This is a genomic window from Streptomyces sp. NPDC059398 (assembly GCF_042751845.1).
In the GTDB taxonomy this organism is placed as follows: Bacteria; Actinomycetota; Actinomycetes; order Streptomycetales; family Streptomycetaceae; genus Streptomyces.
In genome coordinates, this window is sequence record NZ_JBHYWP010000001.1 from 175,751 (window position 1) to 193,113 (window position 17,363).

Annotated in this window: 18 protein-coding genes; 2 read left to right on the top strand and 16 right to left on the bottom strand. The window is 71.6% G+C overall.

Annotation, left to right across the window (positions count from 1 at the left end; all coding sequences use genetic code 11):
• Window positions 1-11 precede the first annotated feature (11 nt).
• Window positions 12-635 carry a hypothetical protein gene (locus ACFXBC_RS00820; protein ID WP_385016866.1) on the bottom strand — a complete coding sequence of 208 codons (624 nt, stop codon included), beginning with the start codon at window positions 633-635 and terminating at the stop codon, window positions 12-14.
• Window positions 636-880: 245 nt separating this feature from the next.
• Between ACFXBC_RS00820 and ACFXBC_RS00825 the strand changes: the two genes are divergently transcribed.
• Complete coding sequence (locus ACFXBC_RS00825; RefSeq protein WP_385016867.1) at window positions 881-1,906, top strand: ketopantoate reductase family protein; 1,026 nt, start codon at window positions 881-883, stop codon at window positions 1,904-1,906.
• 121 nt (window positions 1,907-2,027) lie between these two features.
• Here the strand turns inward: ACFXBC_RS00825 and ACFXBC_RS00830 are convergent, their stop codons facing one another.
• The 15 genes from ACFXBC_RS00830 to ACFXBC_RS00900 form a co-directional block, all read right to left on the bottom strand.
• Window positions 2,028-2,777: a sirohydrochlorin chelatase gene (locus tag ACFXBC_RS00830; RefSeq protein ID WP_385016870.1), complete on the bottom strand. Its 750-nt coding sequence runs from the start codon at window positions 2,775-2,777 to the stop codon at window positions 2,028-2,030.
• Between the two features lie 6 nt (window positions 2,778-2,783).
• Window positions 2,784-3,662 carry an ABC transporter permease gene (locus ACFXBC_RS00835; protein WP_385016872.1) on the bottom strand — a complete coding sequence of 293 codons (879 nt, stop codon included), beginning with the start codon at window positions 3,660-3,662 and terminating at the stop codon, window positions 2,784-2,786.
• Window positions 3,649-4,434 carry an ABC transporter ATP-binding protein gene (locus ACFXBC_RS00840; RefSeq protein WP_385016875.1) on the bottom strand — a complete coding sequence of 262 codons (786 nt, stop codon included), beginning with the start codon at window positions 4,432-4,434 and terminating at the stop codon, window positions 3,649-3,651. Before ACFXBC_RS00840 ends, ACFXBC_RS00835 begins: the two co-directional genes overlap by 14 nt.
• 46 nt (window positions 4,435-4,480) lie before the next feature.
• Window positions 4,481-5,593: an aliphatic sulfonate ABC transporter substrate-binding protein gene (locus tag ACFXBC_RS00845; RefSeq protein WP_385016878.1), complete on the bottom strand. Its 1,113-nt coding sequence runs from the start codon at window positions 5,591-5,593 to the stop codon at window positions 4,481-4,483.
• A 136-nt stretch (window positions 5,594-5,729) separates the two neighbouring features.
• Window positions 5,730-5,852 carry a hypothetical protein gene (locus tag ACFXBC_RS00850; protein ID WP_385017097.1) on the bottom strand — a complete coding sequence of 41 codons (123 nt, stop codon included), beginning with the start codon at window positions 5,850-5,852 and terminating at the stop codon, window positions 5,730-5,732.
• Window positions 5,840-7,198 carry a sulfate adenylyltransferase subunit 1 gene (locus ACFXBC_RS00855; protein WP_385016881.1) on the bottom strand — a complete coding sequence of 453 codons (1,359 nt, stop codon included), beginning with the start codon at window positions 7,196-7,198 and terminating at the stop codon, window positions 5,840-5,842. The genes ACFXBC_RS00850 and ACFXBC_RS00855 overlap by 13 nt, the downstream gene beginning before the upstream one ends.
• Complete coding sequence (gene cysD / locus ACFXBC_RS00860; protein ID WP_385016883.1) at window positions 7,199-8,137, bottom strand: sulfate adenylyltransferase subunit CysD; 939 nt, start codon at window positions 8,135-8,137, stop codon at window positions 7,199-7,201. It lies immediately after the preceding gene.
• Window positions 8,134-8,703, bottom strand: a complete 570-nt coding sequence (gene cysC / locus ACFXBC_RS00865; protein ID WP_385016885.1) for an adenylyl-sulfate kinase — start codon at window positions 8,701-8,703, stop codon at window positions 8,134-8,136. The genes cysD and cysC overlap by 4 nt, the downstream gene beginning before the upstream one ends.
• Window positions 8,703-9,404: a phosphoadenylyl-sulfate reductase gene (locus ACFXBC_RS00870; protein ID WP_385016888.1), complete on the bottom strand. Its 702-nt coding sequence runs from the start codon at window positions 9,402-9,404 to the stop codon at window positions 8,703-8,705. The genes cysC and ACFXBC_RS00870 overlap by 1 nt, the downstream gene beginning before the upstream one ends.
• Window positions 9,401-9,589: a hypothetical protein gene (locus ACFXBC_RS00875; protein ID WP_385016891.1), complete on the bottom strand. Its 189-nt coding sequence runs from the start codon at window positions 9,587-9,589 to the stop codon at window positions 9,401-9,403. Before ACFXBC_RS00875 ends, ACFXBC_RS00870 begins: the two co-directional genes overlap by 4 nt.
• Window positions 9,586-11,283 (bottom strand): nitrite/sulfite reductase, encoded by a 1,698-nt coding sequence (locus tag ACFXBC_RS00880; protein ID WP_385016894.1) that lies wholly within the window; start codon window positions 11,281-11,283, stop codon window positions 9,586-9,588. Before ACFXBC_RS00880 ends, ACFXBC_RS00875 begins: the two co-directional genes overlap by 4 nt.
• A gap of 175 nt (window positions 11,284-11,458) precedes the next feature.
• Window positions 11,459-11,542 carry a putative leader peptide gene (locus ACFXBC_RS00885; RefSeq protein WP_385017083.1) on the bottom strand — a complete coding sequence of 28 codons (84 nt, stop codon included), beginning with the start codon at window positions 11,540-11,542 and terminating at the stop codon, window positions 11,459-11,461.
• 170 nt (window positions 11,543-11,712) lie between these two features.
• Window positions 11,713-12,291 (bottom strand): GNAT family N-acetyltransferase, encoded by a 579-nt coding sequence (locus tag ACFXBC_RS00890; RefSeq protein WP_385016896.1) that lies wholly within the window; start codon window positions 12,289-12,291, stop codon window positions 11,713-11,715.
• A 116-nt stretch (window positions 12,292-12,407) separates the two neighbouring features.
• Window positions 12,408-13,709 (bottom strand): GAF domain-containing protein, encoded by a 1,302-nt coding sequence (locus tag ACFXBC_RS00895; RefSeq protein ID WP_385016899.1) that lies wholly within the window; start codon window positions 13,707-13,709, stop codon window positions 12,408-12,410.
• 442 nt (window positions 13,710-14,151) lie between these two features.
• Complete coding sequence (locus ACFXBC_RS00900) at window positions 14,152-15,789, bottom strand: acyl-CoA dehydrogenase family protein (protein WP_385016901.1); 1,638 nt, start codon at window positions 15,787-15,789, stop codon at window positions 14,152-14,154.
• Window positions 15,790-15,806: 17 nt separating this feature from the next.
• On the opposite strand from ACFXBC_RS00900, the gene ACFXBC_RS00905 reads away from it, so the two are divergent.
• Complete coding sequence (locus tag ACFXBC_RS00905; protein WP_385016904.1) at window positions 15,807-16,961, top strand: YihY/virulence factor BrkB family protein; 1,155 nt, start codon at window positions 15,807-15,809, stop codon at window positions 16,959-16,961.
• Window positions 16,962-17,363 lie beyond the last annotated feature (402 nt).

The window sequence follows — 17,363 nt, forward strand, 5'->3', positions numbered from 1 at the left end:
GGTGGGGCGGGTTACGCCGCACCATGGACGCGACGGCGGGCACGGCGGACGAAGATCAGCCCGGCTGCTCCGAGCGCGCCCGTGACGAGCAGGGGCCCGACGGGGGAGCCGGTGTCGGCCGCGGTGCTCCGGAGGTCGGGAACACCGCCGCCCCCGGCGTGCACGGCGCCGGACGGTGTCCCGTGACTGACCGCGGGGCTCCCGGAGTGGCCTCGGGGGCAGTCGACTCTGAAACTCTTCGACGCGGCGCCCGGCGCGGTGTAGGTGAGCTGGTACTGGCCGTTGGGGAGCGTGAGGTTGGTGGTGGTTCCGCTGCCGTTCAGTACCGGGAGACTGCTGACCAGGGAGGGCAGGTTCGGGTTCGGCGGGGCCGGCTTGATCGTCCACGGGATGGCCGCCAGGTCCGGCCCGAAGTTGGCGGCAGCCAGGTTGAACCTGCAGACCCTGGTCTCGTTCCGGGAGTCGCTCGCGCTCATTCCCGGCTTGTGAATGCGCAGCTCGCCGCTGTCGCCGGGGGCGGCGGCGGCAGACGTGGCTCCGACCAGTGAGACTCCCGCGAGGGCCAGGGCGGCCAGGGCGGCCATGCTCGTGCGGGCGGCGGGGACGAGAGGGGAGGAGGGGCTGGTGGTGGTCACGCGAAGCTCCTTCAAGCCGGGGTGATTGTCATACAAGTAGCTGACACCTGAGTACTTGTCACATCTGGCCGGAAAAGCGAAGGAAGCCACGGAAGTAAGCGCCGAATAAGCCCCATTCGGCGCACGGCCGGGCCACGGTCGCGCCCCTCCCCGCGCTCGGAACCGGGTGAGACGGATGGCTATGCTGCAACGGGGTCGTCAGGTCCGGCGCCCTCCTGGCCTGCGGACATGACAACGGAGCTACGGTGCGCTACATCATCATCGGGGCGGGTGCCGTGGGCGGCACCATCGGCGGACGGCTTGCCGAGAGCGGCAGCGACGTGGTCCTGGTGGCCCGCGGGGCGCACTACGAGGCACTGCGGGACGGCGGACTGCGGATCGCGACCCCGGAAGGTACCCGCACACTCGCCCTGCCGGTCGCGGAAGGGCCCGAGGCGGTGGAACTGCGTCCCGATGACGTCCTGGTCCTGACCGTGAAGACACAGGACAGCGTCGCCGCCCTGGACGCCTGGGGCCCGCGCCCGGTGGCCGGGACCGGTGCGACGGCGGCCGATGTGCTCCCCCTGGTCTGCGCGCAGAACGGCGTGGAGAGCGAACGCCTGGCCCTGCGCCGTTTCCGCCGGGTGTACGGCATGTGCGTCTGGCTGCCCGCCACCTTCCTGGAGCCGGGCTCCGTCGCGGCGGCCGGCTCACCGCTCAGCGGGATACTGCACATCGGCCGCTACCCCTCGGGCGCGGACAGCACCGCAGAGCAGATCTCGGCGGACCTGGAGAAGGCCCCCTTCGAGGCACCGGTCGCCGCGGACGTGATGCGCTGGAAGTACGCCAAACTCCTCTCGAACCTGGTGAATTCACTCCAGGCGGCCTGCGGCCTGTACGGCGCCGACCCCGAGGTCGACGTCGTCATGGAGGAGCTCCAGAGGAAGGCGGAGGCCGAGGGGCGCGCGGTCTACGCGGCAGCCGGGATCGCGGCGGCGAGCGCCGATGAGCAGCAGCGGATCCGCGGGGACAAGATCACCCTGCTGCCGGTCGAGGGGCAGCCGCGCGGCGGCGGTTCCTCCTGGCAGAGCCTCAGCCGGGGCACCGGCACCATCGAGGCCGACTTCCTCAACGGCGAGATCGCCCTGCTGGGGCGGGAGCACGGCGTACCGACCCCGGTCAACGCGGTGCTCCAGCGGGTGGCGAACGCCTTCGCCCGGGAACGCCGGCCCGCGGGCTCCATGCCGGTCGCCGAACTGGCCGCGCTGGTGGCCGAGGAGGAGCGCCGCTGAGTCCGGCCGACCGCGGTGGCCCACCGAATCGCGCCCCAAGTGGCCCGCCGGGCTGGTTCACCGGTCCGCAGCTACCGCGTACGCGCTGCGGCCGGACGGCACGAGGCCGGGCAAGCGGATATCAGGCGCTCAGGGCCGCAGGTTCACGCGTCCGCGCCTCGTCGTAGCGGGTCAGCAGCAGCCGGGCCAGCTCTCCGCCGGCGCCCAGCACCCCGGACAGCACATCGGCGCGGGCCGCACGCGCCCCCGCCGCGATACGGTCCGGCAGTCGGCCCGGTGCGATGACATAGGGCGCCACCGCGACCCGGCCGACACCGCAGGCCCGCAGTTCACGCACCGCGTCCTCGGTGCGGGGCAGGGCAGCGGAGGCGAACGCAGGCCGCACGGCGCACCAACCGGTGTTCCGCAGCTCCCGCGCAATTTCAGCGATCACTGCGATCGCCTCCGGGTCCGTGGAGCCCGCCGAGGCCAGGACCAGCCCCGTCGAGCGCCTCTGGGAGGGGCTGAGCCCCGCCTCGTACAACCGCCGTTCCAGCGCGGTCAGCAGCAGCGGGGACGGGCCGAGCACCTCCGCCTGGCGTATCCGCATCCCGGCCGGTGCCTCGCGCAGCACCCCCGGGATGTCCCACTTGGCATGGAAGGCCCGGGTCAGCAGGAGGGGGAGCGCCACCACATCGCGTACGCCGTCGGACGCCAGCCGTTCGAGCACCCGCGGGACCGACGGCGCGGCGAAGTCCAGGAACGCCGTCTCCACCCGGACCCCGGGACGCAGCGAACGCGCCCGCCGGGCCAGCGCGTGGACGGTCGCCGCATGCCGGGGGTCGCGGCTGCCGTGCGCGACGACGAGCAGGACCGGACGGTCGTCGTACATTCCGCGTCAGCTCCTGACCAACAGACCGCGGCTGCGCAGCACACGACGCTCCAGCGGGCTGAAGACGATCAGATCGATGGCGATACCGACGATGAGGATCAGGAAGATGGCCAGGAAGACCATCGACATGCTGCTGGTCTCCCGGCCCTGCTCCAGCAACTGTCCGAGCCCCACGCCCAGATCGGGCGACGAGGCGATGATCTCGGCGGCCATCAGCGACCGCCAGGAGAACGCCCAGCCCTGCTTCAGACCCGCCAGATAGCCGGGCAGTGCGGCGGGCAGCACCACATGCCAGGTGCCGCGCAGACCCGACGCGCCGAGCGTCCGGCCGGCCCGCAGATAGAGCGGCGGCACCTGGTCGATGCCGGAGACCAGGCCGTTGGCGATCGAGGGCACCGCGCCCAGCAGGATCACCGCGTACATCATGGTGTCGTCGAGCCCCAGCCAGATCACCGCGGGCGGCACCCAGGCGACGGACGGCAGGGACTGCAGCCCGGAGAGGATCGGGCCGATCGCCGCGCGGACGAACTTCACCCGCGCCACCAGCAGTCCCAGCGGGGTGCCGATCACCAGCGCCAGCAGGAAGCCCAGCAGACCGCGCGAGACGCTCGTCCAGATATAGCCGAGCAGGGTGCCCTGCGCCCAGGCGTCGGAGACCTCACCCCACACCTGGCCGGGCGAGGGCAGCTTGTAGCTGTCGGTGACCTTCGCCCAGATCAGCAGCTGCCAGACCACCAGTACGAGCACCACCGCAAGGGCGGGCGGCAGCACCTTCCCCACCAGCACCTGACGGACCGGGACCCGGTCCACCCGTACGGTGTCGAGCGCGTCCAGGCCCGCTTCCAGGCCGGCCAGCTCGTCCGTCCTGACGTCAGTGTCGGCCATGTCGGCGGATCTCCCCACGCAGTTGCTCCGTTATCTCCACCGAGAGCTCCGCCACCGCGGAGTCCTCGATCCGGCGCGGATGCGGAATGTCCACCGCCCACTCGCGCGCCACCCGGCCGGGACGCGAGGAGAGCAGCACCACCCGCTCGGCGAGCCGCACCGCCTCGCGCACGTTGTGGGTGACGAAGAGGACCGAGACGCTCGTCTCGCGCCAGATCCGGGTCAGTTCGTCGTGCAGCACATCGCGGGTGATGGCGTCGAGCGCGGCGAACGGCTCGTCCATCAGCAGCAGTTGGCTGTCCTGGGCCAGCGCCCGCGCCAGCGCCACCCGCTGGCGCATCCCGCCGGACAGCTCGTGCACCCGCTTGGCGTACGCGCCATCGAGACGTACGAGGGAGAGCAGCCGCTCCGCCTCGTCCCGCCGGCCGGCCCGGGGCACGCCCCGCAGCCGCAGCGCCAGCTCGATGTTCTTGCCCGCGGTCAGCCACGGGAACAGCGCGTGCTCCTGGAACATCAGCGCGGGCCGCCCGCCCGGGGTCGTGATGGTCCCCGAGGTCGGTGCGTCGAGTCCGGCGACCAGATTGAGCAGGGTGGACTTTCCACAGCCGGACGCCCCCAGGAGCGTGACGAACTCGCCCGGCGCCACGTCGAGGGTGATGTCGTCGAGTACGGGCTGCCCGGCGGGTCCGCCGAAGGACTTCGAGACGTGGCCGATACGGGCCGCGTGGGTCACATCGGTCCGGTCGTCGGACTCGGCGATTGCTGTGGCCATGGTCGTCACCTCCTGGGAACGGGGCTGGATCCGGGTTTGTCCGGGGTTACTTGACGCCGAGACCGGCATCGGGGACCGCCGGGCGTCCGGCTGCCTTCAGGACCTTGTCGAGCGGCCGCAGGTCGTAGATGCCCTTGAGGTCGGGCTTCGACAGCAGACCTGCCTTGACCGCGTGGTCCGCCTCCGTGTCGAGCGTCGCAGCGAGCGGGTCGTCGGTGGTCTGGATGGACTTCCACGCCGGGTCGAGCACATCGGCGGGCAGCGCCTTGCCCGACAGCTTCTTCAGCGCCGCGTTGGCCGAGGCCTTCGCCGCGTCCGGGTGGGCCTTGATCCAGGCGTTGGTCTTCACCGAACCGCGCAGCACGGCCTCGACGACGTCCGGGTGCTCCTTGAGGAACTTCTGCGACACCACGATGTTGGTGATCACGAACTTCTTCTGCGGCCACAGGTCGCTCTCGTCGAGCAGCACCTTGGCGCCCTGCTGCACCAGCTTCGACGCGGTCGGCTCCGGCACCCACGCCCCGTCGATGGAGCCGGACGCGTATGCGTCCGGGGTCACCTTGTTGTCCGTACGGACGACGGAGACATCACCCTTGCCACTGGTGGGATCGGTCTTCCAGCCCTTGCTCGCGATCCAGTTGAGGAACGCGACGTCCTGGGTGTTGCCGAGCTGCGGGGTGGCGATCTTCTTGCCCTTGACGTCGTCCAGGGACTTGATCTTCTTCGGGTTGACCACCAGTTTGACCCCGCCGGAAGCGGAGCCGCCGATGATCCGCAGGCTCTTGCCCTGGGACTTGGTGTAGCCGTTGATCGCCGGGGACGGGCCGATCCAGCCGATGTCGATCGAGCCCGAGTTGAGCGCCTCGATCTCGGACGGGCCCGCGTTGAAGGTGGACGCCTTGAGCCGGGTCCCGCCCAACTCCTGCTGGAATATCCCCCGCTGGTCGCCGACGAGCGCGGTGGCATGGGTGAGATTCGGGAAGTAGCCGATCTTCACCGAGTCGGCGGAGAGCTTCTTGGCCCCGGCCGCGACGTGGGACTTGCCCGTGTCGTCGTCGGACTTGGCCGATCCGTAGCCGCAGGCGGTGAGCGCCACGGCCAGCAGCGGAAGGGCGGCGGCAGCGGCGAGGCCGCGGCGCAGGGGCAGAGTGGCAGGCACGGGAGGTCTTCCTCTCGGTGGCCCGGTGGGGGCGTCCCTCAGGACACCGCCGGGCGGTCGGCTGGTGGTGCGGGTCTTCGCCGGGTCGGTCGCGGCGAGTGGTGCGTCCGGGCGCGCAGGCAGTGCGCGTACGCCTTCACGCACATCGCCCGACCCCGCCCTGCCCGCTCCCGAGAGCGCCGCTGCCGATGCGGCCGCCCTCCTTCGCGAAGGTCGCGTAGATGTCCAGCGCGTACAGGGCCATCGTCAGAAGTCCCACCCGGTCTCGTCCTGCGCGGCCCCCGCGGTGTCGGCCGGGGCCTGCGCCGTGACGGCGAAGGCGTCGCCCGCCATCCCGGCGGCCAGCGTGGTGCCGTCGGCCGGGTCGATCAGCAGGAAGGAGCCGGTGCGCCGGGAGTCCGCGTAGGCGTCGAGCGCCAGCGGCTCGGCGGTGCGGATGACCACCCGGCCGATGTCGTTGGCGACCAGCCGGCCGGGCTCCGGGTGCTGGGACAGGTCGTCCAGGGTGAGCCGGGACGGGATCTCCCTGACGATCGCCTTGACCGTACGGGTGGTGTGCTTGAGCAGCACCCGCTGGCCCACCGAGAGCGCCGAGTCGGCCACATGGCAGACCGTCGCCCGCACGTCCTGGGTCGGCACCGGGGCGTCATCGGCCGGGGCGATCAGATCGCCGCGAGAGATGTCCAGATCGTCGGTGAGCCGTACGGTCACCGACTGCGGGGCCCACGCGATGTCCGCGCTCTGCCCCAGCACGTCGATACCGGCGATCGTCGACGTACGGCCCGACGGCAGTACCGTGACCGCCTCGCCGACCCGCAGCGCGCCCGAGGCGATCTGGCCCGCGTAGCCGCGGTAGTCGGGGTGCGCGGCGGTCTGCGGGCGGATGACGTACTGGACGGGGAAGCGGGCCCTGCAGCCGGTGAGGTCATGGCTCGAAGGGACCGTCTCCAGATGTTCGAGCACGGTCGGGCCGCCGTACCAGTCCATATGGGCGGATGGCTCCACCACATTGTCACCGGCCAGCGCGGAGATCGGGATCGCGGTGATCTCCGGGACACCGAGGGATGCCGCGTACGCGGTGAACTCCTCGGCTATGGCGGCGAACACCGGCTCCGCGTAGTCGACCAGGTCCATCTTGTTCACGGCGAGCACCACATGCGGCACCCGCAGCAGCGCGGCGACCGCGGCATGGCGGCGGGTCTGCTCGACCACGCCGTTACGGGCGTCGACCAGCACCACGGCCAGCTCGGCGGTGGACGCGCCGGTCACCATGTTCCGGGTGTACTGCACATGGCCCGGGGTGTCCGCGAGGATGAACCGGCGCCGGGGCGTGGCGAAGTAGCGGTAGGCGACATCGATGGTGATGCCCTGTTCGCGCTCGGCGCGCAGCCCGTCGGTGAGCAGCGCCAGGTCGGGGGTCTCCTGGCCGCGTCCGATCGACGCCTGCTCCACGGCCTCCAGCTGGTCGGTGAAGATCGACTTGGAGTCGTGCAGCAGCCGTCCCACCAGGGTGGACTTGCCGTCGTCGACGGAGCCCGCGGTGGCGAAGCGCAGCAGAGTGGTGGCCGACACCTGCTCGGCCGACCGGTCGGTTGACGTGGTCATTTAGAAGTACCCCTCGCGCTTGCGGTCTTCCATCGCTGCCTCGGACATCTTGTCGTCGGCGCGGGTCGCGCCCCGCTCGGTCAGCCGGGAGGCGGCGATCTCGGTGATCACGGCTTCGAGCGTGGTGGCGTCGGAGTCGACCGCGCCGGTGCAGGACATGTCGCCGACGGTGCGGTAGCGCACCAGCCGGGTCTCGACGGTCTCGGTCTCCTTGGGGCCGCCCCACTCGCCGGGGGTCAGCCACATCCCGGACCGCTTGAACACCTCGCGCTCGTGCGCGAAGTAGATCTCCGGGAGGGCGATCTTCTCGCGCTCGATGTACTGCCAGACGTCCAGCTCGGTCCAGTTGGAGAGCGGGAAGACCCGGACGTGCTCGCCCGGCGCGTGGCGGCCGTTGTAGAGCTGCCACAGCTCGGGACGCTGGCGGCGCGGGTCCCACTGGGAGAACTCGTCGCGCAGCGAGAAGACCCGCTCCTTGGCGCGCGCCTTCTCCTCGTCGCGGCGCCCGCCGCCGAACACCGCGTCGAAACGGTGCTGCTGGATGCCCTCGGTCAGGGGGACCGTCTGGAGCGGGTTGCGCAGCCCGTCGGGCCGCTCACGCAGCGTCCCGGCGTCGATGTACTCCTGGACGGAGGCCACATGGAGCCGCAGCCCGTGCTCGGCCACCACACGGTCGCGGTAGGCCAGCACCTCGGGGAAGTTGTGCCCGGTGTCGACGTGCAGCAGCGCGAACGGCACCGCCGCAGGGGCGAACGCCTTCAGCGCCAGATGCAGCATGACGATGGAGTCCTTGCCGCCGGAGAAGAGGATCACCGGCCGCTCGAACTCGCCCGCGACCTCGCGGAAGATGTGGACGGCCTCGGACTCCAGGGCGTCCAGGTGGCTCAGGGCGAACGGGCTGTCGGTGCCTTCGGTGACAGTGGCGGCGGTGGTCGTCATCGGGCCAGGCCCCTCTCGGTGAGCAGCGCGTGCAGCGCCGCTGCGGACTCCTGCACGGTCTGGGTGTGCGACTCGATGCGCAGGTCCGGGGTCTCCGGTGCCTCGTACGGGTCGTCGACACCGGTGAGCCCGGAGATCTCGCCCGCCGCCTGCCTGGCGTACAGGCCCTTCACATCGCGTACGGAGCACACCTCGACCGGGGTCGCGACATGCACCTCCAGATAGGCGGTGCCGGTGCTCGCGTGGCGCTTGCGCACCGCGTCGCGGCTGTCCGCGTACGGTGCGATGACCGGCACCAGCGCCTTCACGCCGTGGGACGCGAGCAGTTCGGCGACGAAGCCGATCCGCTGGACGTTGGTGTGCCGGTCCTCGCGGCTGAAGCCGAGGCCCGCCGAGAGGAACTCGCGGATCTCGTCGCCGTCGAGCACCTCCACCCGGTGGCCCTCGCCGCGGAGGGTGTCCGCGAGTTCACGGGCGATGGTGGTCTTGCCCGCGCTCGGCAGACCGGTGAGCCAGACGGTGGCTCCCTGGTCCGTCGTCATCTCGTTCTCCTGATCCTTCGTCATCAGCCGTGCAGCCCGCACTCGGTCTTGTTCCGGCCGGCCCAGCGGCCGGCGCGGGCGTCCTCGCCGTCGGCGACCCGCCGGGTGCAGGGGGCGCAGCCGATGGAGGGGTAACCGTCCATCAGCAGCGGGTTGGTGAGGACGCCGTGCTCGGCGATGTACGCCTCCACGTCGTCCTGCGTCCAGCGGGCGATCGGGGAGATCTTGACCTTCCGCCGCTTCTCGTCCCAGCCGACGACGGGGGTGCCCGCCCGGGTGGGGGACTCGTCGCGGCGCAGCCCGGTCGCCCAGGCCGTGTAGTTCTTCAGCCCGTCCTCCAGCGGCTTCACCTTCCGCAGGGCGCAGCACAGGTCGGGGTCCCGGTCGTGCAGTTCCGGGCCGTACTCGGCGTCCTGCTCGGCGACGCTCTGCCAGGGCAGCAGAGTGATGACGTTGACGTCCATCACGGCCTCCACCGCGTCCCGGGTGCCGATGGTCTCCGGGAAGTGGTAGCCGGTGTCGAGGAAGACGACATCGACCCCGGGGAAGGCGCGGGATGCCAGATGGGCCACGACCGCGTCCTCCATGGAGGAGGTCACACAGAAGCGGCTGCCGAAGGTGTCGGCCGCCCAGCGGAGGATCTCCAGGGGCGACGCGTCCTCCAGTTCGCGGCCCGCGCGATCGGCGAGGGCCCTCGGATCCCCGGTCTCCGGAGTGCCGGTCATATCCCTTCCCCTTCACCGCTGTTGGGCTGCTGGTGCTGGAGCCCCCGGGCCAGCAGCCCGAGGAACTTCAGGTGGAACGCGCGGTTGCACGCCGCGCACTCCCAGGCGCCGTGGCCCGCCTCGTGGGGACGCAGGTCCTCGTCCCCGCAGTACGGGCAGAAGAACGGCGCCGCGCGCTCGCTCATGACAGGGACTCCGCGTCCGCGCGCGCGGCCCAGGTGGCGAACCGCTCGCCCTCGGCGCGCTCGGCCTGGAAGTTCTTCAGCACCCGCTCCACGTAGTCGGGCAGCTCGTCCGAAGTGACCTTCAGCCCGCGGACCTTGCGGCCGAATCCGGCGTCCAGGCCCAGTGCGCCGCCCAGGTGCACCTGGAACCCCTCGACCTGGTTGCCGTCGCCGTCCAGCATCAGCTGGCCCTTGAGGCCGATGTCGGCGACCTGGATCCGGGCGCAGGCGTTGGGGCAGCCGTTGATGTTGATGGTGATCGGCTCGTCGAACTCCGGGATCCTGCGCTCCAGTTCGTCGATGAGCGAGGCACCGCGCGCCTTGGTCTCGACGATCGCCAGCTTGCAGAACTCGATCCCGGTGCAGGCCATGGTGGAGCGGCGGAACGGCGAGGCGTTCACCTTGAGGTCGAGCGCTTCGAGTGCGGCGACCACCGGGCCGACCTGCGACTCCTCGATGTCCAGCACGATCATCTTCTGCTCGGTGGTGGTCCGCAGCCGCCCCGAGCCGTGCGCCTCGGCCACCTCGGCGATCTTCGTCAGGGTCGTGCCGTCCACCCGTCCGACGCGGGGCGCGAAGCCGATGTAGTAGCGGCCGTCGCGCTGCTTGTGCACGCCGAGGTGGTCACGCCAGACGCCGGCGGGCTGCTCGGGCGCCGGGCCGTCGCTCAGCTTCCGCTGGAGGTACTCGTCCTCCAGGATCTGCCGGAACTTCTCCGGGCCCCAGTCGGCGACCAGGAACTTCAGCCGGGCGCGGGTGCGCAGCCGGCGGTAGCCGTAGTCCCGGAAGATCGAGATGACGCCCTCGAAGACATCGGGCACCTCGTCCAGCGGCACCCAGGCGCCGAGCCGGACCCCGAGCTTCGGGTTGGTGGAGAGCCCGCCGCCGACCCACAGGTCGAAACCGGGGCCGTTGTCGGGATGGTCGACACCGACGAACGCGATGTCGTTGATCTCGTGCGCCACATCGAGCTGCGGGGAGCCGGAGATCGCGGTCTTGAACTTCCGCGGCAGATTGGAGAAGGCGGGGTTGCCGATGAAGCGGCGGTTGATCTCGTCGATGGCCCAGGTGCCGTCGATGATCTCGTTCTCGGCGACACCCGCCACCGGGGAGCCGAGGATCGTACGAGGGGTGTCACCGCACGCCTCGGTGGTGGAGAGGCCGACCTCCTCCAGGCGCCGCCAGATCTCGGGGACGTCCTCGATCCGGATCCAGTGGAACTGGATGTTCTGCCGGTCGGTGAGGTCGGCGGTGCCGCGCGCGAACTCCTGCGAGATCTCACCGATGACGCGCAGCTGCTCCGTGGTGAGACGGCCGCCGTCGATGCGGACCCGCATCATGAAGAACTCGGCGTCCAGCTCCTCCGGTTCAAGGACCGCGGTCTTGCCGCCGTCGATCCCCTCCTTGCGCTGGGTGTAGAGGCCCCACCAGCGCATCCGGCCGCGGAGATCGCCGCCGTCGATGGAGTCGAAGCCGCGCTTGGAGTAGATCGTCTCAATGCGTGTCCGCACATTGAGACCGTCGTCGTCCTTCTTGGTCTGCTCATTGCCGTTCAGCGGGGTGAAGTGGCCCTTGGCCCACTGGCCTTCGCCACGGTGCCGGCTCACCTTGCGTCGGGGCGTGGCGGGCGGAGGTGTTCCAGGGCTGGCGGCCATGATGCTTCGTCCTTCTGTGGCGGCTCAAGGGGGCGGTTGATCAAGCCGAAGGGACCCCTGTGACCTGCCGGTACATGGCAGAGCACGGTGGCGGTGGGACAACTGGAGACCCCATCGGGGGCTTCGCTCGTCCGCTACGACGGGGACGGCGGGAAAACGGCGTGGCTGGTGGAGATCAGCGCGCCGGACAGATGGCGCTGGACAGGCGGCCGAGGTCGACGTGGCGTCGACTCACCAAGGCAATTCCAGTTCCAGACATGACGGAAGCGTGGCACGGCGATCTCACGCCAGTCCACTACTATCCAATATTCGGACGAGATGGTCCCGCATGGTGAGACGGTGTGGTCCCGGTCACCTGGTGGCGGGCGTCCGTGCCCGGCACACCCAGGGCCGGTGTCGGGCCTCCGGGCCCGGTACTCGGAGTCGGTGTCAGACCTCCGCGCCCGGCCACGGCCCCGGCGTCCCGGCGTCCGGCTCCTGCGCGGTCTCGGTCCTGAAGAGCCGGAACCCGCGGCTCAGATAGTTGTCCATCGCATGGGCGCCGTCCTTGCTGCAGGTGTGCACCCAGACCCGCTCGGTCGGCCGCCGCCCGGGGGTGCGGTCCGCGAGGTCCCAGGCCCGCCTGACACCGTACGTGAGCAGATGACCGCCGATCCGCCGCCCCCGGAAGGCCGGGATCAGACCGAAGTACATGATCTCCACGGCCCCGTCGTCGTGCGCGCACAGCTCCACGTATCCGGCCGGTGTGCCCCGGTCGTACGCCACCCAGGTCTCGGTGCCCGGCCGGGCGAGCGTCTCCTGCCACTGGGCGTACGACATCGAGAGCCGGTCCGTCCAGCGGATGTCCCCGCCCACGGAGGCGTAGAGGTACCGGCTGAACTCGGGGGAGGCGACCTCGGCCCGCACGATCCGGAGGTCGCCGCCGGGCTCGGCGGCCGGGCGCAGATCGGTGGGGGAGGTCTGCTCCAGATACCAGGTGGTGACCGTGACGGTGCTCTCGCTCTTCATGGGGGCCAGCGAATCACGCGCCGGGGCCATGGCTCACGGCAGCCCCGCGGTCCCTTGGCGCGGAACGGCCGGCGGGTCCGCTTCTCCGGCATGCCGGGCTGCGGTCAGGAGATGATTCAGCGCCGGACCGCGGCCCGGCGCACCGCGGGCGCCGACGAATGGGGGAGCAGGTCCGCCGGGTCGGCCGGGCCCCTCACCTCCACCTCGACCCCCTCGGCGAAACGGTACGGGCGGTGTGCCAGCACCTCTGCGAGACCCCGGCGCACCCGCGACATCTCCGCGCGCACCGTCACCGTCCGTGTCGCGTCGCCGAACAGGTCGTCCGCCAGCTCGGCCGCGGTACGCCCCTCGCGGTGCAGGCTCAGTACGTAGAGGACCTCCGCATGACGGGGCGTCAGGTCCTGGGTCCAGCTGCCGGACGCCCCCGACACGGTCACCGACCAGCGCCTGCTGCCGCTCAGATCGAGGACGACCCGGCTCGCCGCCGCCCCGCCGCCCTGCTGCCGCAGCCCCGGCCCCTCCTCGTCCACCCGGATCAGCCAGCCGCCGGGCAGCGGCTCCACCGTGCACATCCCGAGTGAGGGCAGCCAGAGCCGGCCGGGACCGAAGGACTTGGGCAGGGGCAGACGTCCGGCAGCCGGCATCCCGGTCACCGCGGCCGGCCAGCCGTGCGCGTCCACCACCAGGGCCCGGCCGCCCACCCTGTTCAGGACCGGCGCCGCCACCGTCCGCAGCCGCTCGACGGAGTCCAGATGCCGGTCCCGGAGCTCCGCCGCCGCCAGCCGGGCCACCGAGTCCACCAGGGCGAGCATCGCCGGGTGGAACGTCGAGTCGGGGCCGCTGACATCGATGACCCCGAGCAGCCGCCCGTCGCGCGGATCCTGGACGGGCGCGGCGGCGCAGGTCCAGTCCCGCAGCGTACGGACGAAGTGTTCGGCAGAGTGCACCTGGACGGTCTGGCCGGTCGCCAGGACGGTGCCGACCGCGTTGGTGCCGGTGGAGCCCTCGCTCCAGGCGGCGCCCTCCTGGAGCCAGATACCGTCGGCCTGGCGCAGGACGGCCCGGTTGCCCTCCCGCCACAGCACCCGGCCGTCGCCATCGGTGACCACCATCACCTGCATCGACGCGTCGGCGACCGAGGCGAGCCCGCGGCTGAGCGTCGGCAGCAGCTCACCGAGGACCGTGGACCGGCGCCGGTGCTCCAGCTCGTCCGCGCCCAGCAGCACACTGCTGGTGTCCCGCTCCGGGTCCAGGCCGATGCGCAGCATCCGCTGCCAGGACGCGCCGATGACGGGGCGCGGCGCCAGCTCCGGACGGTCCCCCGAGAGCGTCGCCTCACGTATGCAGTGCAGCGTACGGGCGCTCTCAGCGGTGTGCCGGGCCACCGGGCCGGTGACGTTGGGGGCTCCGGTCCTCATGGGTACTCCCGAATGTGATCCACGACGCGAATGGGCGGTCCAGCGGTGCGGTACGGCGGTCCAGCGATGCGGTGCAAGCGGTGCGGCGATCCGGTCCAGCGGTCCGGTGCAGCGGTCCGTTCCAGCGGTCCGGTCCAGCGATCCGGTCCGGTGGTCCGGTCCGGCGGTGCGGTGCCTCATCGTGCATCTCCGGCGGCCCGGGCGCACCGCACTCCGCACAACCGGTGCAACCGTCTGCAACCCTGGCGCAGCCGCACCCCGTTGTACGAAGGTGGGGGCCCAGCCGGGGTGGTGCCGTGTCGGCGCAGCATCGACCCCGGCTGGCCCCGTGCCGTGCCGCTCCGTCCGGTACCGCCCAGCCCTGCCCCGACGGCCCGGTCCGGAGCTGTCCTGCCCGGACCGTCCCGGCCCGAAGCCGCCCGGACCGTCCCGGCCCCGCCCGCTACCCGCAGGCCCGTGCCCGGTCGACGACCGACCCCAGATCCAGGGTGTGCGGCAGGGTGCCGAACGCCGTGCCCCAGTCGCCGCCGAGGCGGGAAGCGCAGAACGCGTCGGCGACCTCCGGCGGCGCCCAGCGCACCAGCAGCGAGCCCTGGAGCACCAGCGCGATCCGCTCCGCGACCCGGCGGGCACGGCCCTCGACTCCGTCCAGATCGGCGAGTTCGGTGAGCAGCTCCCTGATCGCCCCGTCCAGCCGGTGATCGGCGCCCCGCGCCCTGCCCACCTCGCGGAGGAACGCGTCGAGCGCCTGCGGCTCACGCTGGAGCGCCCGCAGCACATCCAGCGCCTGTACGTTCCCCGACCCCTCCCAGACCGAGTTGAGCGGGGACTCGCGCAGCAGCCGCGGCAGCCCCGACTCCTCCACGTAACCGTTGCCGCCCAGGCATTCGAGAGCCTCGGCCACCACCGGCGTACAGCGTTTGGTCACCCAGTACTTGGCCGCGGGCACCGCGAGCCGCAGGAACGCCAGCTCCTCCTCCGTACCGCTGTCGTACGCGGCGGCCAGCCGCATCGCCAGGACCGTCGCCGCCTCCGACTCCAGCGCCAGATCGGCCAGCACATTGCGCATCAGCGGCTTGTCGACCAACTCACCGCCGAACGCCCTGCGGTAGGTGGCGTGATGCACCGCCTGCGCCACCGCCTGGCGCATCAGCGCCGCGGAGCCGATGGCGCAGTCGAGCCGGGTCGCCGCGACCATCTCGATGATGGTGCGCACCCCGCGGCCCTCGTCACCCACCCGGCGCGCCCACGTTCCTTCGAACTCGACCTCGGCCGACGCGTTCGACCGGTTGCCGAGCTTGTCCTTGAGCCGTTGGAGCGCGAAGACGTTCCGCGTCCCGTCCGCCAGCACCCGGGGCACCAGGAAGCAGGTCGGCCCCTCCTGCGCCTGCGCCAGCACCAGGAAGCCGTCGGACATCGGCGCGGAGCAGAACCACTTGTGCCCGGTGAGCGCGTAGGCGCCGTCGTCCCCGTCGACCGGCACCGCGGTGGTCGTGTTGGCCCGGACGTCGCTGCCGCCCTGCTTCTCGGTCATCGCCATCCCGAACAGCGCCCCCGGCTTGCTGCCGGGGACGCCCAGACCGCGTTCGTACACATGCGAGGTGAGCCGCGGCTCCCACTCGGCCGCGAGCGCGGGATCCGCCCGCAGCGCCGGCACCGCCGCATGGGTCATCGACACCGGGCAGCCGTGCCCCGCCTCGACCTGCGACCACACCAGGAACCCGGCGGCCCGCCGCACATGCCCGCCCGGCCGGCCCCAGGCGTCCGTCAGCCCCGCCGATACGGCCTTGCCGAGCAGCCGGTGCCAGGCCGGATGGAACTCCACCTCGTCGATCCGGTGCCCGTAGCGGTCGTGGGTCCGCAGCCGCGGCGGGTTCTCGTTCGCCTGGAAGCCCCACTCCCGCGCCTGCGCCGATCCGGCGCTGCGGCCCAGCAGAGACAGCTCCTCCCGTACGACGGTGGCGAGCGCCGGCGCGGTGTGCCGGTCCACCGCCTCGGCCAGGACCCGGTCGGTGGTGAAGACGTCATGCCCCACCAGGGGCGGAGGCTGGTTGGTCACTGTGTGAGTGCTCGGTGCCATGGGGCTACGGTATGGAGGTGCAGGCAGCAAATGAAACAGGGGAGCAGCATCCGGGTCTGCTCCACCGGGCCAGAGCCCTTTACCGCAATGTCTCCAAACGCAGAATGGCGTGGTTGCTCCTCAAGGACACCGTCAACTCGTGCATGGAGTACCGGATCCTGGGACTCGCTGCCGAGGCGGCGTTCTTCACCCTGCTCTCCCTGCCGCCCCTGCTGCTCAGCCTGATCGCCCTGCTCGGCTATGTCGACGGCTGGACCGACACCCACACCGTCGCCAGCCTGGAGAAGAACATCCTGCACGCGGCGAGCACGGTCCTCTCCGACCGCGGCGTCCGCGAATTCGCCGAGCCGCTGCTTGAGAACGTCACCCACGCCAAGCGCCCCGACATCGTCTCCATCGGATTCGCCTTCGCCCTGTGGTCCGGGTCGCGGGCGGTGAACGTCTTCATCGACACCATCACCGTGATGTACGGGCTCGACGGCCGGCGCGGCATTGTCATGACCCGGCTGCTCTCCATCGTGCTGTACGTCGTCGCGCTGGTGATCGGTGCGGTGGTGCTGCCGCTCGCGGTGGCGGGCCCCGACCGGGTGGTCCAGTTCGTGCCCGGGGGCGAGCAGGTCATCGCGGTGCTCTACTGGCCGGTGGTCGTCCTGCTGTCGATCGCCTTCCTCACCACGCTCTACCACGTCTCCGTACCGGTGCGCTCGCCCTGGATCGAGGACATGCCGGGCGCCCTGGTCGCGCTGGCCATGTGGTTCCTGGGAAGTCTGCTGCTGCGCGTCTATCTCACGAGCACGGTCGAGGGCCCCACGATCTACGGCTCGCTGGCCGCCCCGGTCGCGGTGCTGCTGTGGATCGGGGTCTCGGCCTTCGCCGTCCTGGTCGGCGCCGCGGTCAACGCCGCCATCGACCGGATCTGGCCCTCGGTGGCGACGGCGGCGGCCCGCGCGGCGAACGAACGCCTCCGGCTCCGGCAGACCGCCCGCCCGGTGGGCGGAGCGCACACCCCGGACCACCCGGGCGCCCGGGCCCCGGAGGCCGACGACGAAGGGTCGGACATGCCGTCCGAGTTCCCCGAGCGCTGGTCGAAGTTCCTGCCCCCCGAGGACGTCACATCCCGGCTGCGCACGAAGAAGCCCGACGACAGGCGCTCCGGGCCTGACGAGGAGTGAGGCGGGGCCCCGGGAGCCCGGGGCAGGCACCCGCGTGCCGCCCCGAGCGGACCGATGGGGCGCCCGGTCCGGCCGCGGCACGTCGGCGAACACCCGTCCGCCTTCCCGGGGCGAGGGCGCCATCCCCGCCCCGGGCCGGACGGCGTCGTACCCCCGGGCAACCGCCACCGGGGTACCGGGGGTTACGGCCTTGGCAAAGGCTTGGGAACGGCCTTACGGAAACGTGCCCGGCCGGGTCGCTCGTCCGGCTGTTCTTCCGGCCGCCCGGTGTCACTCAACGTGGTGTGCCCCGTACGCTGAGGTGGGGGGGCCCGGCGGGGCGCACCACCCCCCCAACGAGGGGAACGCGGGGAAAGGGTGGTCCGGGGGGAGACACACCACACGGGCGGGGGGGGGAGGGGC

What these genes read in the sequence shown, in the direction of transcription:
- ACFXBC_RS00835 (WP_385016872.1), bottom strand. Translation starts at nt 3,662, where the DNA reads ATGGCCGACACTGACGTCAGGACGGACGAGCTGGCCGGCCTGGAAGCG.
- ACFXBC_RS00885 (WP_385017083.1), bottom strand. Translation starts at nt 11,542, where the DNA reads ATGTCTGGAACTGGAATTGCCTTGGTGAGTCGACGCCACGTCGACCTC.
- ACFXBC_RS00870 (WP_385016888.1), bottom strand. Translation starts at nt 9,404, where the DNA reads ATGACCGGCACTCCGGAGACCGGGGATCCGAGGGCCCTCGCCGATCGC.
- ACFXBC_RS00900 (WP_385016901.1), bottom strand. Translation starts at nt 15,789, where the DNA reads ATGGCACCGAGCACTCACACAGTGACCAACCAGCCTCCGCCCCTGGTG.
- ACFXBC_RS00895 (WP_385016899.1), bottom strand. Translation starts at nt 13,709, where the DNA reads ATGAGGACCGGAGCCCCCAACGTCACCGGCCCGGTGGCCCGGCACACC.
- cysD (WP_385016883.1), bottom strand. Translation starts at nt 8,137, where the DNA reads ATGACGACCACCGCCGCCACTGTCACCGAAGGCACCGACAGCCCGTTC.
- ACFXBC_RS00840 (WP_385016875.1), bottom strand. Translation starts at nt 4,434, where the DNA reads ATGGCCACAGCAATCGCCGAGTCCGACGACCGGACCGATGTGACCCAC.
- cysC (WP_385016885.1), bottom strand. Translation starts at nt 8,703, where the DNA reads ATGACGAAGGATCAGGAGAACGAGATGACGACGGACCAGGGAGCCACC.
- ACFXBC_RS00880 (WP_385016894.1), bottom strand. Translation starts at nt 11,283, where the DNA reads ATGGCCGCCAGCCCTGGAACACCTCCGCCCGCCACGCCCCGACGCAAG.
- ACFXBC_RS00855 (WP_385016881.1), bottom strand. Translation starts at nt 7,198, where the DNA reads ATGACCACGTCAACCGACCGGTCGGCCGAGCAGGTGTCGGCCACCACT.
- ACFXBC_RS00875 (WP_385016891.1), bottom strand. Translation starts at nt 9,589, where the DNA reads ATGAGCGAGCGCGCGGCGCCGTTCTTCTGCCCGTACTGCGGGGACGAG.
- ACFXBC_RS00830 (WP_385016870.1), bottom strand. Translation starts at nt 2,777, where the DNA reads ATGTACGACGACCGTCCGGTCCTGCTCGTCGTCGCGCACGGCAGCCGC.
- ACFXBC_RS00890 (WP_385016896.1), bottom strand. Translation starts at nt 12,291, where the DNA reads ATGAAGAGCGAGAGCACCGTCACGGTCACCACCTGGTATCTGGAGCAG.